A 13,892-nucleotide genomic window follows, 5' to 3' on the forward strand; every position below is an offset into this window, starting at 1 on the left:
GTCTGTCTTAGCCGCCCGAAGCCGCGGCCTAGAGGCGGCCCTCGACGGCCCGCACGAAGATGTCCCGGTACTCGCCGGCCCCGAAGGCGATCGGATTGGAGCCCGAGGACGGGTCGGCGAGGGCCATCTCCCCCACCCGCTCGGCCTGGGCGGCGTCGATGTCCAGGGCGGCGAGGGTATGCGGGATGCCCAGCCGCTCGCGTAGCTCGAGCACCCAGTCGATGACCGCTACCGTGCCCGGCTGGCGAAGATCGAGATAGCGCCCCAGGCGCACCATGGGCTCGCCGATGGCTCGCTCGTTGGCCCGCAGCACATAGGGCATCAGCACCGCGTTGAGGGTGCCGTGGTGGGCGTCGTAGAGGGCGCCCAGGGGGTGCGCGAGGGCATGCATGCCGCCGAGGCCGCGCTGGAAGGCCGTGGCCCCCATCATCGAGGCCACCAGCATGTTCATGCGCGCCTGGAGGTCGCCGCCGTCCCGATAGGCCTGGGGCAGGTGATCGCGGATGCGCCGCATGCCCTCCACGGCGATCCCCTCGGCCATGGGATGGTAGTTGGGCGAGCACCAGGCCTCCATGCAGTGCGACAGCGCGTCCATGCCGGTCGCCGCGGTGATGGCCGGCGGCAGGCCGGTGGTCAGCTCGGGGTCGAGGATCACCGTCGCCGGCACCATGGCCGGATGGAAGATGATGCGCTTGACGTGGGCCTCCTCGTCGGTGATCACCGAGGCGCGGCCTACCTCCGAGCCGGTGCCGGCGGTGGTGGGCACCGCCACCACCGGGGCCACGGCGTCGCCGTCGGCATGGCGCCAGTTGTCGCCGACGTCCTCCAGGGACCACAGCGAGAGGTCGTCGCGCTGGCGGGCCATCAACGCCACCGCCTTGGCGGCGTCCAGCCCCGAGCCGCCGCCGAGGGCGATCACCCCGTCGTGGTCGCCCTCGCGGAAGGCCGATACCCCGTCGGCGACGTTGCGCCCGGTGGGGTTGCCCTTGATCCCGCTGAACACGGCGATCGCCAGGCCGGCCTCGGCGCAGGCGTCCACCAGAGCCTGGACCATCGGCAGGCCGGCCAGGCCCGGGTCGGTGATCAGCAGCGGCGCGCGCATGCCCAGCGCCCGGCAGGCCGCCGGCAGCTCCCGAGCGCGGCCCACGCCGGTGAGAATCTGGGCCGGATAGTTCCAGCCCGTGGTGAATCGACTCATATCGTCTTGGCTCATGATGACCTCGTTTCATCCGAGCTGGAAGCTTGCCACCAACCCCTGCGTCAAGGTTTTTCTTCCAGCTTCAAGCTTAAGGCTTACAGCTCCCGGCGGAGCCGGGTCGGGTTTTCTTCCAGCTTCCAGCCGCGAAGCGGCGCTCTTCCAGCTTCAAGCGATTTATGCATGCTTCAGATGGAAGGACTTGGGCCGGGTCAGGGTCTCGTAGCCCAGCCGCGACAGCGAGCAGCCGCGCCCGGACTGCTTGACGCCGGTCCAGGCCAGCTCGGGGTCCAGGTAGTCGCAGCGGTTGGTGAAGACGGTGCCCGCCTCGAGACGCCGCGCCAGCGCCTCGCCGGTGGCGATGTCGCGGGTGAAGACCGCCGCGGTCAGGCCGAAGTCGCTGTCGTTCATCAGGGTCACGGCCTCGTCGTCGGAGTCCACCGGCATGATGCCCACCACCGGGCCGAAGCTCTCCTCGCGCATCACCCGCATGGAGTGATCCACTCCGGTCAGCAGCTGGGGCGCCAGGTAGGCGCTGCCCGGCCGCGACAGCGGGAAGTCGCCGGGGTCGATCCAGGCCCTGGCGCCGGCGGCCACGGCCTCCTCGACCTGGCCGCGCACGAAGTCCGCGGCGGCCGGCTTGACCACCGGGCCCAGGGTCGTCGCCGGGTCGGTGGGGTTGCCCAGGCGCAGCTGGCGAACCCAGGCCACCGCGCGTTCGATGAAGTCGTCGAAGATCTCGCGATGCACGTAGATCCGCTCGATCCCGCAGCAGCTCTGCCCCGAGTTGAAGAAGGCCCCGTCCATGACCCCGGGCACGGCGGCGTCCAGGTCGACGTCGGCACGCACATAGGCCGGATCCTTGCCGCCCAGTTCCAGGCCGGTGGCGATGAAGCGCCCGGCGGCGTTGCGCTCGACCATGGCGCCGCCGCCCACCGAGCCGGTGAAGGAGACGTGGTCGATGCGCGGGTCGCGGATCAGCGCCTCGGTGGCCGCATGGGACAGGTGCAGGTGCTGGAACACGCCCGCGGGCAGGCCGGCCGCATCGAAGGCCTCCTGGAGGCGCTCCGCGCACAGCGGGGTCTGGGCCGAGTGCTTGAGGATCACCGCATTGCCGGCCATCAGCGCCGGCACGATGGCGTTCACGGCGGTCATGAAGGGGAAGTTCCAGGGCGCGACGATGAAGGACACGCCCAGGGGCTCGCGGGTGATGTAGCGGGTGAAACCGGGCTTGTCGGGCAGCGCGACGGGGGCCAGGGCGCCCTCGGCCAGGCCGATCATGCCGCGGGCGCGTTCCTCGAAGCCGCCGATCTCGCCGCCGCCGGCGGCGATCGGCCGGCCCATCTGCCAGGTCAGCTCCTCGGCCAGGGCGTCGCGCCGGGCGACGATGGCATCGACCATCGCCGAGCAGTAACGGCCGCGCTCACTCAGCGGCGTCTCGCGCCAGGCGCGCTGGGCGGCCACCGCCCGCTCCAGGGTCGCCTCCACCCGAGCCGGGTCGGCCAGCTCGCGCTCGACATAGACCGAGCCGTCCACCGGGGAAATCGTCTGTTGTATTGCCATACCTTGTCGGTCCTCTTGTGTCACTGCCAAGAATCGTGGGTCGCACGGGTGAGTCACCGCGGCTGACCCGGCGACAGGTCTCCGCGGGGGCGCTGTGAATCCCTCCTTGGACGCTACTTCTTCCCTGCGGCGCTCTCGCCTCCTGCTCCGCTTGCAGGGCCGGGGTTGGCCATCCATGGCCAATCCGTTCGGCGGGAAGAACATTCACAGAATGTTCTTCTCCTTCCGCCTCACCCCTGGAAGAAGCCCCCCGCTACGACCTATCCCCGGCGCCGCTCGGCGCTCAGATAATTTCGAAGTAGCGATCCAGCTCCCAGTCCGTGATGTGCTTGCGGAACTGCCGCTCCTCCCATTCGCGGGTGGCGGCGAAGTGCTCGACGAAGGCATCCCCGAACAGTGCCCTGGCCGCCTCGGAGGCCTTGAGCCGCTGGGCGGCCTCCCAGAGGGTGGCGGGTAGCGCCTGGTGGTCGGGATGGTCCAGTTCGTAGGCATTGCCCTTGACCGGCTCGTCGGGCTCCAGGCGGTGCTCGATGCCGTACAGGCCGGCGCCGATGGCCGCGGCCAGCGCCAGGTAGGGGTTGGCGTCGGCGCTGCCCAGGCGGTACTCGACCCGCTGGGACGCGTCGCCGCCGGGGATCACCCGCAGCGCCGTGGTGCGATTCTCCACGCCCCAGGTGGCCTCGGTGGGCGCCCAGAAGCCGGGGATCAGCCGCGTGTAGCTGTTGATGGTGGGCGCGAACAGGGCGAGGAACTCCGGCATCAGCTGCTGCTGGCCGGCCACGAAGTGGCGCTGGATGTCGCTCATCCGGTAGGGCTTGTCGGCATCGAAGAAGGCCGAGCGGCCCGAGTCGCGCTCGCGCAGCGAGAGGTGGATATGGCCGCTCTGGCCCGGGTAGTCCGGCGACCACTTGGCCATGAAGGTGGCCATCAGGCCGCGGCGCTGGGCCCAGACCTTGGTGAAGGTCTTGAACAGCGCGCCCTTGTCGCCGGCGGCCAGGGCGTCGTCCACGGCGATGGCCGCCTCGAGCACGCCGGGGCCGGTCTCGGTGTGCAGGCCCTCGATGGGGAAGTCCATGGTCTCGGACAGCGCCAGCAGCTCGTGGTAGAGCTCGCTGTGCACCGAGCTCCTGAGCATCGAGTAGCCCATCATGTCCGGGGTCAGCGGCCTCAGGTTGCGAAAGCCCTTCTCGCGCACCGACTCGGGGGTCTCCTGGAACAGGAAGAACTCGTACTCCAGGGAGCCGAAGGCGTCGTAGCCCATCTCGCGGCCCCGCTCAAGCACGCGCTTGAGCAGCCCCCGGGGGCAGATGTCGGCGGCGGGGCCGGCGAAGTCGGCCAGGAACAGCAGCATGCCGCCGCCTTCACTGGGCAGCTCGCGGCAACTCTCCGGGATGATCTGCAGCGGGGCGTCGGGATAGCCGGTATGCCAGCCGGTGAACGCGACGTTGTCGTAGAGTTCGTCCTTGCTGTCCCAGCCCAGCACCACGTCGCAGAAGGCGAAACCGTCCTCGAGGGCCGAGACGAACTTCCTGGCCTGCATGTACTTGCCGAGCATCACGCCGTCGATGTCGAACATGCCCACCTTGACGTGGCTCAGGCCGCGTTCCTCGACGATTCGCCGGGCGTCCTCCGCGGTCTTGATGTCTCTCGCCTGCATTCCACTCATCGTGGGCTCCTCGTTGGCTCTGTTGTTGTTGGATTCTCTGCCGAGCCCGTGCCGGGCCCGGCGTGTCGGGTGGTGTGAGTTAGACCGTGCCCGGGGCCGGTTCTTCGTCCGACAGCTCCTGCTCGGCCAGGGCGATGGCCGCGAATTCCTCCTCCGGTGCCTGGGCCACCAGGTGGTGGCGGCTGTAGACGCCGAAGTAGGCGAGCATGATGGCGTAGAACACCGCCGACCAGAGCGCCGCCTCGACGCTGACCACGAAGGTCGAGAGAAAGGCGACGATCGCCAGGACGAAGGCCACGCCCGAGGTCAGCATCCCGCCCGGGGTGCGGTAGGGGCGCGCCAGGTCCGGCTCGCGGCGGCGCAGCAGGAGGTGCGACAGCGTCATCATGGCGTAGGAGATGGTGGCGCCGAACACGGCCATGGTGATCATCAGGTCGCCCTTGCCGGTCAGCGACAGCAGGAAGCCGATGGCGCCGGGCACGATGAGTGCCAGGTAGGGCACCTTGCGCTCGCCGGTGACCGACAGCCAGCGCGGCAGGTAGCCGGCCCGGGACAGCGCGAAGGTCTGGCGGGAGTAGCCGTAGATGATCGAGAAGAAGGAGGCGATCAGCCCGGCCAGGCCGACCAGGTTGACGAAGCCGGCCGCCCAGGAATCGCGGCCGTAGACCGCCTGGAGGGCGCCGACCAGCGGCGCGGCATGCTCGCTCATGGCCGCCGCCCCGGCCCCGCCGGGGGCCAGCAGCAGCACGCAGGCGGCGAACACCAGCAGCACCAGCATGGCGGTGATGATGCCCCGCGGCATGTCGCGGCCCGGATCGCCGGCCTCCTCGGCCGCCAGGGGCACGCCCTCCACGGCCAGGAACAGCCAGATGGCGAAGGGCAGCGCCCCCCAGATGCCCATGAAGCCCTCGGGCAGGAAGGCCGAGGCCCCCGCGACGCCGGCGCTGGGCGCGATATCGAAGAGGTTGTCGACGCGAAAGTGCGGCAGCATGCCGACCACGAAGACCAGGATGGCCACCACCGCGAGTGCCGTGATGCCCATCATGATCTTCAATGCCTCGCCGGCGCCCCACAGGTGGATGCCGACGAACAGCGCATAGAAGGCGGCATAGACCAGGGGCCCGTTGAGGCCGATCAGTTCGTTGACGTAGCCGCCGATGAAGATGGCGATGGCCGCCGGCGCGATGGCGTATTCCAGTAGGATCGCCGTGCCGGTGACGTACCCGCCCCAGGGGCCCAGGGCGCGACGCGCGAAGCTGTAGCCGCCGCCGGCGGTGGGCAGGGACGAGGAGAGTTCGGCGATCGACAGCACCATGGCGGTGTACATGATCGCCATCAGCACGGTGGCCACCAGCATGCCGCCGAAGCCGCCGGCGGCGAGGCCGAAGTTCCAGCCGGCATAGTCGCCGGAGATCACGTAGGAGACGCCGAGACTGGCCAGCAGGATCCAGCCCGCCGCGCCCTTCTTCAGCTTGCGCTTGTCGAGGTAGGCCTCGTCGACCGATTCGTAGTCCACCGAGGTGGTGGGGTGGGAAGAGCTCATCGAATACCCCTTGTGCTTGTCATTGTCTGGGTGGGTGGGTGGGAGCGGGTCCCACGACCGGGAATTGCCAGGAGCCTGGGCCAGTGTGGCGCCCCCCTGAACAAGGCCGCAAACAGCATCGGTCCGGCCGACACCGCGACTATAGGAAAAATCGATACTGCCCGCCCGAGGCGCATCACTGGGCGATTCGGCCCCACGATGGGGCAGGCGACCAGGGCTCAGAGACCGTCGAGGTGGGACACCACCCAGGGCAGGTGGCGCTGCAACTCGCCGCGGAAACACCGCTCGAGCAGCCGCCGGCTGTCCCGGGCCAGCTGGCCCGGCAGGCCGCCCAGCTCGTCGCGACGCGCCACCAGGGTCAGGTCCCGGCGCAGGGGCGCGGTGGGCAGGGGCACGGCCTGGACGTGGAGGCGATCCAGGCCGGCCTGGTAGAGGCACAGGGGGGTGGTGATGGTCCAGCCGGCACCGCCGGCGACCAGGCTCAGCACCGCGTAGGTGTTGTCCAGGTGCAGGCGGGCCGGCAGCTCCAGTTGGTTGAGTCGCAGGTGACGCTCGATGGTCTGGCCGATCAGCGAGTGGGGGGTATAGCGCACGAAGTCCAGCTGCCGAGACAGCCAGCGCAGGTTGTCCACCGGACCCTGCCAGTCGCCGGGCAGCACCAGCACGAAGGGCTCGCCGAGGATCGCATGGCGCTCCAGGCCGTCGTAGTTCTCCAGCCGGTCGTCGGAGATGATGATGTCCACGTGCCGCGTCAGCAGCGCATGGCCGTGCATGTGCGAGAGCCCGGTGGTCAGGGTGTAGTCGGCGGTATGGCGACGGATCACCTCGAGCAGGGGCTGGCCGACGGCGGTGGCCAGGGAGTCCACCAGCGCCATGCGCACCTGGTGCAGCTGGCCGAAGGCGCCGCCCTGAAGCTCGCGGCGGGTGGCGCGGGCCTCCTCGAGCAAGCGCTTGGCCCGGTCATGGAAGAAGCGCCCGGCCCCGGTCGCCTCCAGGGGCCGGGAGTGCCGGTCCAGCAGGATCACGCCCAGGGCTTCCTCCAGGTTGGCCAGGCTCTGCGACACCGACGACTGCTTGAGACCCAGGTGCTCGGCCGCGGCCGTCTGGCTGCCCCGCTCGAGGGTCTCGACGAAGATTTCCAGACTGCGCAGATCGAACCCGAACCCGCCTCGCATCATCACCCCTCCCCTGGCCAGCCCTCAGGGAACTCCGCGCGGCCGGACCTGTCAATCGCCGTCAATCGTCACCCACCGGAGGGCAAGATGACGGAAGCCGCAAGCGCGCCCCTGGCGCCTCCCCGACCCGCCTCGACCTGGACCGGCTGGGGCCAGTGGTTGGCCCTGGTCACCATGACCATCGACCACCTGGCACGCTACGTGGCCCCGGAGCGCTGGGGCCTGGGCTGGGCGGACGCCTCCCTGGGGCGGATCGCCTTTCCGCTGTTCGCCGCCATGGTCGCCTGGCACGGGCTCTTCAACACCCGCAACCCGCTAGGCTACGCGCGACGCATCCTGGTGATCGGCCTGGTCGCCCAGTTGCCCTACATGCTGATGCCCCGCGCGGCGGACGGCCTGATCCTCAACATCTGCTTCACCCTCTCCCTGGGGCTGACCGGCGGCACCTGGCTGCAGGCCCTGAGGGGACGCCTCGCGCGCGGCGCCCTCGGTGGCCCCCGGCTGGCCGCCGAGGCCGGCCTCGCCGTCGCCGTCTGGGCCGCGGCCGGGCCCTGGGTCGAGTACGGCCACCTGGGCCTGCTGATGATCCCGCTCTACATGGTCGCCATGCAGGCCCTCCACGGCGCCGGTGACGGCCTCGGCGCGCGTCTCGCCGCCACCGCCATGGCCCTGCCGGTACTGATGGTGGCCGGCCTGATGAACAGCTCCGACATGGCCAAGTCGTTCACCGTCGCCACCTGCCTGGCGATCCTGCTACTCGCCGCCGGCGCGCACCGCCTGGCCCCGGCCGTACCCTTCCAGATGCCGCGACGGTTGTGGCTCGGCTGGTACCCCGGGCACTTCGCGGCCATCGCCCTGTGGCTATGGCTCGCCGGCGGGTTCGCCTGAGGCCCGGGCCTCGACGAGGAACACCTTGAAGGCCTGCCACAGCGGGCTGCGGTAGCGCTCCGGCTGCCAGACCAGCGAGAAGGTGCGGCGCAGCACGTCGGTGATCACCTCGAAGGTGTTGCGCAGGCGCAGCCGCAGGTCGACCGCCGGGTGCTGGGCATGGACCGGGAGACCACCCTGCTGACCAGCGCCGGCAGCGCCATCTGCGGCGCCGCCGCGGTGCTGGTCTATCCCCTGCTCTACCCGCTGCTGGGCATGGAGGAAGGCCTCTACGGCATCTATATCGGCGCCACCGTCCACGAGGTCGCCCAGGTCGTGGCCGCCGGCGAGTTCGCTGGGCCTGTGCCCCTTCATCCTGGCGCTGACGCTGTTCGCGCTGCTGCTCACCGGGGGCGGGCTGGCGAGCCGGCTGCTGATGGGGTAGGAGATGCAGGGTAAAGCGTGAGGAGTGAGGGGCGAGGAAGGCTCCACGACGCAATAGGCCGCGCCCGATGGGCGCGGCCTTCGTGTCGCCGGGAGGGGCGTCACTCGAAGCTGAAGCGCGGCGCCGGGGCCTCCGGCAGCAGGGCCGCGCAGGCCCGGACCTTCTCCAGCAGGGCGTCATGGGTCGGCGCCACCAGGTTGACGTGGGCCAGCTTGCGGCCGGGGCGCTCGCTCTTGTCGTAGCGGTGCAGGTGGGCGTCCTCGATCCCGAGCAGCGCCGCCGTCTCACCCTCGCGGCCGATGACGTTGACCATGCAGGTCGGCAGCCGTGCGGCGGTGTCGCCCAGCGGCAGGCCCTGGATGGCCCGCAGGTGATTCTCGAACTGGCTGGTCACCGCACCGTCCATGGTCCAGTGCCCGGAGTTGTGGACCCGGGGCGCCATCTCGTTGGCCATCAGGCCGCCGTCGCGGGTCTGGAAGAGCTCCAGGGTCAGCACCCCCACGTAGTCGAGCTCGTCGAGCAACGCGCGGATATAGCCGTCGGCGGTCTGCTGGATGGCCGCGTCGAGGTCGGGCAAGGGCGCCACCGAGTAGCGCAGGATGCCATCGACGTGGACGTTCTCGGCCATCGGGTAGAAGGCCACCTCGCCGTCGCGGCCGCGCACGGCAATGATCGACACCTCGCGCACGAAGTCGACGAAGGCCTCGACGATCAGCCGCGGATGGTTGATGGCATGCCAGGCGTCGGCGGCCTCGGCCGGATCCTTGAGCACCGCCTGGCCCTTGCCGTCATAGCCCTCGGTCACCGACTTGGCGACCACCGGCGTGCCCAGTTCCCGGGCCGCGGCCTCCAGCGCCTCGGCACTCTCCACCAGGCGATAGGCCGGGGTGGGGATGCCCAGGCGATCGAACAGCGCCTTCTCCTCGGCGCGGTTCTGGCAGATCCGGATCGCCTCGCTGGAGGGATGCACGGGCTTGTGCTCCTCGATGGCCTGGACCAGCGACACCGGCAGGTGCTCGAACTCGTAGGTGACCAGGTCGACGCGCTCGAGGAACTCCTCGAGGTGGCGCTGGTCGGTGTCGATCATCACCTCGCCGATCCCGGCGCTGGGATGGCCGGTGGTGTCGAGGAAGGTGAAGCGGTTGGCCAGCGGATAGCCCGCCAGGGCCAGCATCCGGCCGAGCTGGCCGGCCCCCAATACGCCGATTTTCATCTTGGTGTCCTCACTCGTCTCTCGATCAGGGATTGGGCCGCGGATCGGGATTGTCCAGCACCGTCCGGGTCTGCTCGGCGCGGAACGCCTCCACGGCGGCACGCACGCCGTCGTCCTGCAGCCCGACGATCTGGGCCGCCATCAGCCCGGCGTTGGTGGCGCCGGCCTTGCCGATGGCCAGGGTGCCCACGGCGATGCCGCCGGGCATCTGCACGATGGAGAGCAACGAATCCAGGCCCTTGAGGGCCTTGGACTCCACCGGCACGCCGAGCACCGGCAGGGCCGTCTGGGAGGCCACCATGCCGGGCAGATGGGCGGCCCCGCCGGCCCCGGCGATGATCACCGAGAGGCCGCGCTCGGCGGCGGACTTGGCATAGTCGAACAGCAGGTCCGGGGTGCGATGGGCCGAGACCACGCGGGTCTCGTAGGGCACCCCCAGGCGCTCGAGCATGTCGACGGCATGCTCCATGACCGGCCAGTCGGACTTCGACCCCATGATCACGCCGACGCGTGGCGACTCGTTCGATGCAGGCATCCAGGGCTCCTCGAGAACGGGCAATGACGCCGCCGCGGTCGATGCCGCGGGCGGGTGACAATTTGGAAGGCCGATATTCTAGCAGAGCCGCACGGCGCCTACCTCTCCCCGACGCCGGGCGGCACGGGGGCGTCGTCACCGGGAAGCGTCGCGGACGGGCGACAGCAGGTTTCAACCTTCCTGCGCATTGGCTTGCTAGGGTCATGGACAAGCGGTCAATGGGAACGCGACCTACCCTATCCACATGGATATCGTCCACAAGGACACCGTGCCGAAGGAGAACGACCATGAAGCGCCATCTTTTCATTGCTGCCGCCCTCACGGGCACCCTGGCCCTGGCCGGCTGCGACAACGGTGAGGACACCGAGCAGGCCGCCCAGGACGCGACCACCAGCCAGGCCGATCAGCCCCAGGAAGAGACCACCAGCCAGGCCGAGCAGTCCCAGGACGCCGAACAGCAGGCCAGCCGGACCCTGCAGGGCATGCTGGAATTCGCCGCCACCGAGACCCCGCTGCCGGAGGAGGCCGAGGTGACGGTGAGGCTGCAGGACGTGGCCCTGGCGGATGCCCCCGCCACCGTGATCACCGAGACCACGGTGACTCCCGAGGACGGCGAGCCCGTCGAGTTCGCCCTCGACTACGACGCCTCGGCCGTGACCGCCCACCACGCCCATGTCCTGCAGGCGACGCTGCGCGATGGCGACGGCAACCTGCGCTGGACCACCAAGGAACGCCACAAGGTCGAGGTCGGCCCCGACGCCGAGCAGGGGCCCATCACCCTGGTGCTGGAACCGGTGACCAGCGGGCCCTCCGGCGACGAGAGCCTGCAGGAGGCCCAGCAGGACGTGCTCCAGTCCGATGACGAGACCGGCGCGGCCTCCAGCGAGGCCTCCGGCGAGAGCATGGAGGCGATCGACGAGCAGGCCACCGAGATGCAGGAGCCCACCACACCGAGCGAGGGCGACACGACCACCGCGACCCAGTAACCCTCCTCCCCAATGCACCAGGCCCCGCCCGGCTCGTCCGGGCGGGGCCTGGTGCGTGGATGGCCGGCGAGGCTAGCCGGCGGCCAGCGCCTGCCGCCGGCTGGCCACCCAGTTGCCGGCGATGGCCAGCGCCATCACCGCGGCGCCTGCCGCCTCGGCGATGAGGCTCGGATAGAAGACGGCGACGATGGCCGGCAGCAGCACCAGCCGCACCGGCACCGACATCCGCGTGAACAGATAGCCCTCCAGGGCGGCAGCGAAGGCGCCCAGGGCGAGGAAGGCGGTCAGCGCGCTCCAGACCAGCAGCGGCAGCGGCCCGCCCATGATGATCTCCGGGTTATAGACCATGAACAACGGGATCAGGTAGAGCCCCTTGGCGAACTTCCAGGCCTGGAAGCCGGTGTCCATGGGCTTGGCCCCTGCGATGGCCGCCCCGGCGAAGCCGGCCAGCGCGATGGGCGGGGTGACGTTGGAGTCCTGGGAGTACCAGAACACCACCAGGTGGGCGATCAGCAGCGGCACGCCGAACTCCGCGGTCAGCGCCGGGCCCACCAGCACGATCAGCACGATGTAGCTGGCGGTAACCGGCAGCCCCATGCCCAGCACCAGGCTGGCCAGCAGCACCATCACCAGCGCCAGCAGCAGGTTGCCGCCGGAGAAGGCCATCATCATCGCCGAGAACTTGAGGCCCAGGCCGGTCAGGCCCACCACCCCGACGATGATCCCCGCCACGGCACAGGCCATCGACACCGCCACGGCATTGCGTGCCCCGAGCTCGAGGCCCTCGATGACCTTGAGTCCACCGTTGCGCACCGCCAGTGCCAGGGCCGGCCCGGTGACCGGCTCGCCGCGCTTCGGGGCGACGAAGAAGAACCACACCGCGAAGCGAGCCGCCGCCACCGCCAGCATGGTGAGGATGGCGTAGTAGCCCACCCGCATCGGCGACATGTTCATCACCAGCAGCCATACCAGCACCGCCAGCGGCAGCAGGAAGTGCCAGCCGGCGCCCATGACGTCGCGCATCTGCGGCAGCTCGCTCCGGGCCATGCCCTGCATGCCCTGCTTGAGCGCGATGATGTGCACGAACAGGTAGACGGTGGAGAAGTACATGATCGCCGGCAGGACGCTGACCTTGACCACGTCGAGGTAGGGCATGCGGGTGTACTCGGCGATCAGGAAGGCGCCGGCCCCCATCAGCGGCGGCATGATCTGGCCACCGGTGGACGCGGCCGCCTCGATCCCCCCCGCCTGGTGAGGCTTGTAGCCCAGGCGCTTCATCAGCGGGATGGTGAAGGCCCCGGTGGTCACCACGTTGGCGATGGCGCTGCCGGAGATCGAGCCCATGCCGGCCGAGGCGATGACCGCGGCCTTGGCCGGCCCGCCGCGTTGCCGGCCGGTGGCGGCATAGGCCAGGTCGATGAAGAACTTGCCGGCGCCGGTAATCTCCAGGAAGGCGCCGAACAGCACGAAGATGAAGATATAGGTGGCCGCCACGCCCATGGGCAGACCGAAGATGCCCTCCTGCCCCAGGTAGAGCTGCCCCACCAGGCGATCCAGGTTGTAGCCGCGGTGCTCGAGGATCCCCGGCAGGAACTCGCCGAGCCAGGGCAGCTCGCCCCGGGGCCCGGAGAAGGCGTAGAGGATGGCCAGGATGCCGATGATCGTCATGCCGAGCCCCACCGCCCGCCGGCTCGCCTCGAGCACGGTGACGGTGGCGATGCAGCCGATCACGATGTCGGTCTGGCTCCAGAAACCCGCGCGGTTGATGATCTCGTCGAGGAACAGCACCAGGTAGCCGCCGGTGATCACCGCGCCGGCGAAGAACACCAGGTCGATCGCCCCGCCGATCAGGCCCCGTGGGTGCCGAGGGCCAAAGACCGGAAACATCAGGAAGGCCAGCATCATGATCAGCGCCAGGTGAATGCTGCGCTGGTAGAACAGGCCCAGGGGCTGGATACCGGCGGAATACAGCTGGAACAGCGACAGCGCCACGGCCACCAGGCTGATCAGCCACAGCACCCGCCGGGAATGGGGGGCCTGGCTGCCGGGAATGACGGGAGAGGTGCCCGAATCGCTCATAGCGTCTCACTCGCTTGGTTGGGGCCCGCCCGTGGCGGACCGCGTCAGGGAAGGGTGGGCTCCAGGGAGAGGGTCACGCGCTGGTGGGCGGCCCGCTCGCTGAGGCTGATCACCACCGGGTCGTCGCCGGGGCGACGCGGCCCGCAGCCGTGGTCCGCCGCCCGGGCCAGCAGGGTGGCAAGGCTCGGCTCGCCGTGGCGCACCAGGCGATGATCGACGCGCCTGGCGCCCACCCGCAGGCGGTAGCGATCGCCGGGCACCGGCTCGTCGATCTCCTCGATCCAGTAGCCCCCTTCCCCATCGGAGACTTGGCGACCACGCCCCGGAATGTGATCCAGGCCGGCGGCGAAGTCCGGCAGGTGGCTGCGCTCGAGCACCATGTGCCCGCCCCGATTGCGATAGCAGTCGTGGACGGGAAAGCCCTCCACGGAGTGGTTCCAGGCCAGGCACCAGCCGGCCCCTTCCGGCATCGGCAGCCGTACCAGGGCCTGGCCCTGGGCATCGCGGACCCACAGTTCGTAGGCCGGGCACCCGGCGTCGGCCAGGGCCGGCGAGGCTAGCCCCAGTATCAGCCACAGCAAGGGGGCGGGCCAGACGGCCCGCCCCTTGATGATCAGCGCCACGT

At 70.0% G+C, this 13,892-nt stretch carries 13 protein-coding genes; 3 read left to right on the forward strand and 10 right to left on the reverse strand.

The genetic code is table 11. The annotated features are described in order from the left end of the window. Nucleotides 1-28 precede the first annotated feature (28 nt). The 5 genes from OCT48_RS15795 to OCT48_RS15815 form a co-directional block, all read right to left on the reverse strand. Complete coding sequence (locus OCT48_RS15795; RefSeq protein WP_263590085.1) at nt 29-1,213, reverse strand: iron-containing alcohol dehydrogenase; 1,185 nt, start codon at nt 1,211-1,213, stop codon at nt 29-31. Between the two features lie 159 nt (nt 1,214-1,372). Continuing rightward, nucleotides 1,373-2,758 (reverse strand): aldehyde dehydrogenase family protein, encoded by a 1,386-nt coding sequence (locus tag OCT48_RS15800; protein ID WP_263590086.1) that lies wholly within the window; start codon nt 2,756-2,758, stop codon nt 1,373-1,375. 283 nt (nt 2,759-3,041) lie between these two features. Then, entirely contained in the window at nt 3,042-4,424 is a 1,383-nt protein-coding gene (locus OCT48_RS15805; RefSeq protein ID WP_263590087.1) for a glutamine synthetase family protein, read from the reverse strand. A gap of 79 nt (nt 4,425-4,503) precedes the next feature. Then, complete coding sequence (gene eat, locus OCT48_RS15810; protein WP_263590088.1) at nt 4,504-5,967, reverse strand: ethanolamine permease; 1,464 nt, start codon at nt 5,965-5,967, stop codon at nt 4,504-4,506. Nucleotides 5,968-6,185: 218 nt separating this feature from the next. After that, the gene (locus OCT48_RS15815) at nt 6,186-7,145 is read right to left on the reverse strand and encodes a LysR family transcriptional regulator (RefSeq protein ID WP_263590089.1); all 960 of its coding nucleotides are present in this window, start codon (nt 7,143-7,145) and stop codon (nt 6,186-6,188) included. Between the two features lie 84 nt (nt 7,146-7,229). On the opposite strand from OCT48_RS15815, the gene OCT48_RS15820 reads away from it, so the two are divergent. Continuing rightward, on the forward strand, nt 7,230-8,030 hold the full coding sequence (locus OCT48_RS15820) for a conjugal transfer protein TraX (protein WP_263590090.1): 801 nt from the start codon (nt 7,230-7,232) through the stop codon (nt 8,028-8,030). On the opposite strand, the gene OCT48_RS15825 is transcribed toward OCT48_RS15820, so the two are convergent. Continuing rightward, nucleotides 8,004-8,126, reverse strand: coding sequence for a hypothetical protein (locus OCT48_RS15825; protein WP_263590091.1), 123 nt, complete (start codon nt 8,124-8,126; stop codon nt 8,004-8,006). The genes OCT48_RS15820 and OCT48_RS15825 overlap by 27 nt on opposite strands. Before the next feature lie 63 nt (nt 8,127-8,189). Between OCT48_RS15825 and OCT48_RS15830 the strand changes: the two genes are divergently transcribed. After that, entirely contained in the window at nt 8,190-8,468 is a 279-nt protein-coding gene (locus OCT48_RS15830; RefSeq protein WP_263590092.1) for a putative sulfate exporter family transporter, read from the forward strand. An 86-nt stretch (nt 8,469-8,554) separates the two neighbouring features. On the opposite strand, the gene OCT48_RS15835 is transcribed toward OCT48_RS15830, so the two are convergent. Both OCT48_RS15835 and purE read right to left on the reverse strand, forming a co-directional pair. Next, complete coding sequence (locus tag OCT48_RS15835; protein ID WP_263590093.1) at nt 8,555-9,667, reverse strand: 5-(carboxyamino)imidazole ribonucleotide synthase; 1,113 nt, start codon at nt 9,665-9,667, stop codon at nt 8,555-8,557. A gap of 25 nt (nt 9,668-9,692) precedes the next feature. Next, a complete protein-coding gene (purE, locus tag OCT48_RS15840) occupies nt 9,693-10,202 on the reverse strand; it encodes a 5-(carboxyamino)imidazole ribonucleotide mutase (RefSeq protein WP_263590094.1) in 510 nt (169 codons plus the stop codon). A 287-nt stretch (nt 10,203-10,489) separates the two neighbouring features. On the opposite strand from purE, the gene OCT48_RS15845 reads away from it, so the two are divergent. Beyond that, nucleotides 10,490-11,188, forward strand: coding sequence for a YbaY family lipoprotein (locus OCT48_RS15845; protein ID WP_263590095.1), 699 nt, complete (start codon nt 10,490-10,492; stop codon nt 11,186-11,188). A 72-nt stretch (nt 11,189-11,260) separates the two neighbouring features. Here the strand turns inward: OCT48_RS15845 and OCT48_RS15850 are convergent, their stop codons facing one another. Continuing rightward, nucleotides 11,261-13,267, reverse strand: coding sequence for a TRAP transporter permease (locus tag OCT48_RS15850; RefSeq protein WP_263590096.1), 2,007 nt, complete (start codon nt 13,265-13,267; stop codon nt 11,261-11,263). A gap of 44 nt (nt 13,268-13,311) precedes the next feature. After that, the gene (locus tag OCT48_RS15855; protein ID WP_412031018.1) at nt 13,312-13,890 is read right to left on the reverse strand and encodes a DUF1850 domain-containing protein; all 579 of its coding nucleotides are present in this window, start codon (nt 13,888-13,890) and stop codon (nt 13,312-13,314) included. Between the last annotated feature and the right edge of the window lie 2 nt (nt 13,891-13,892).

Source organism: Halomonas sp. M4R1S46 (assembly GCF_025725685.1).
In the GTDB taxonomy this organism is placed as follows: Bacteria; Pseudomonadota; Gammaproteobacteria; order Pseudomonadales; family Halomonadaceae; genus Halomonas.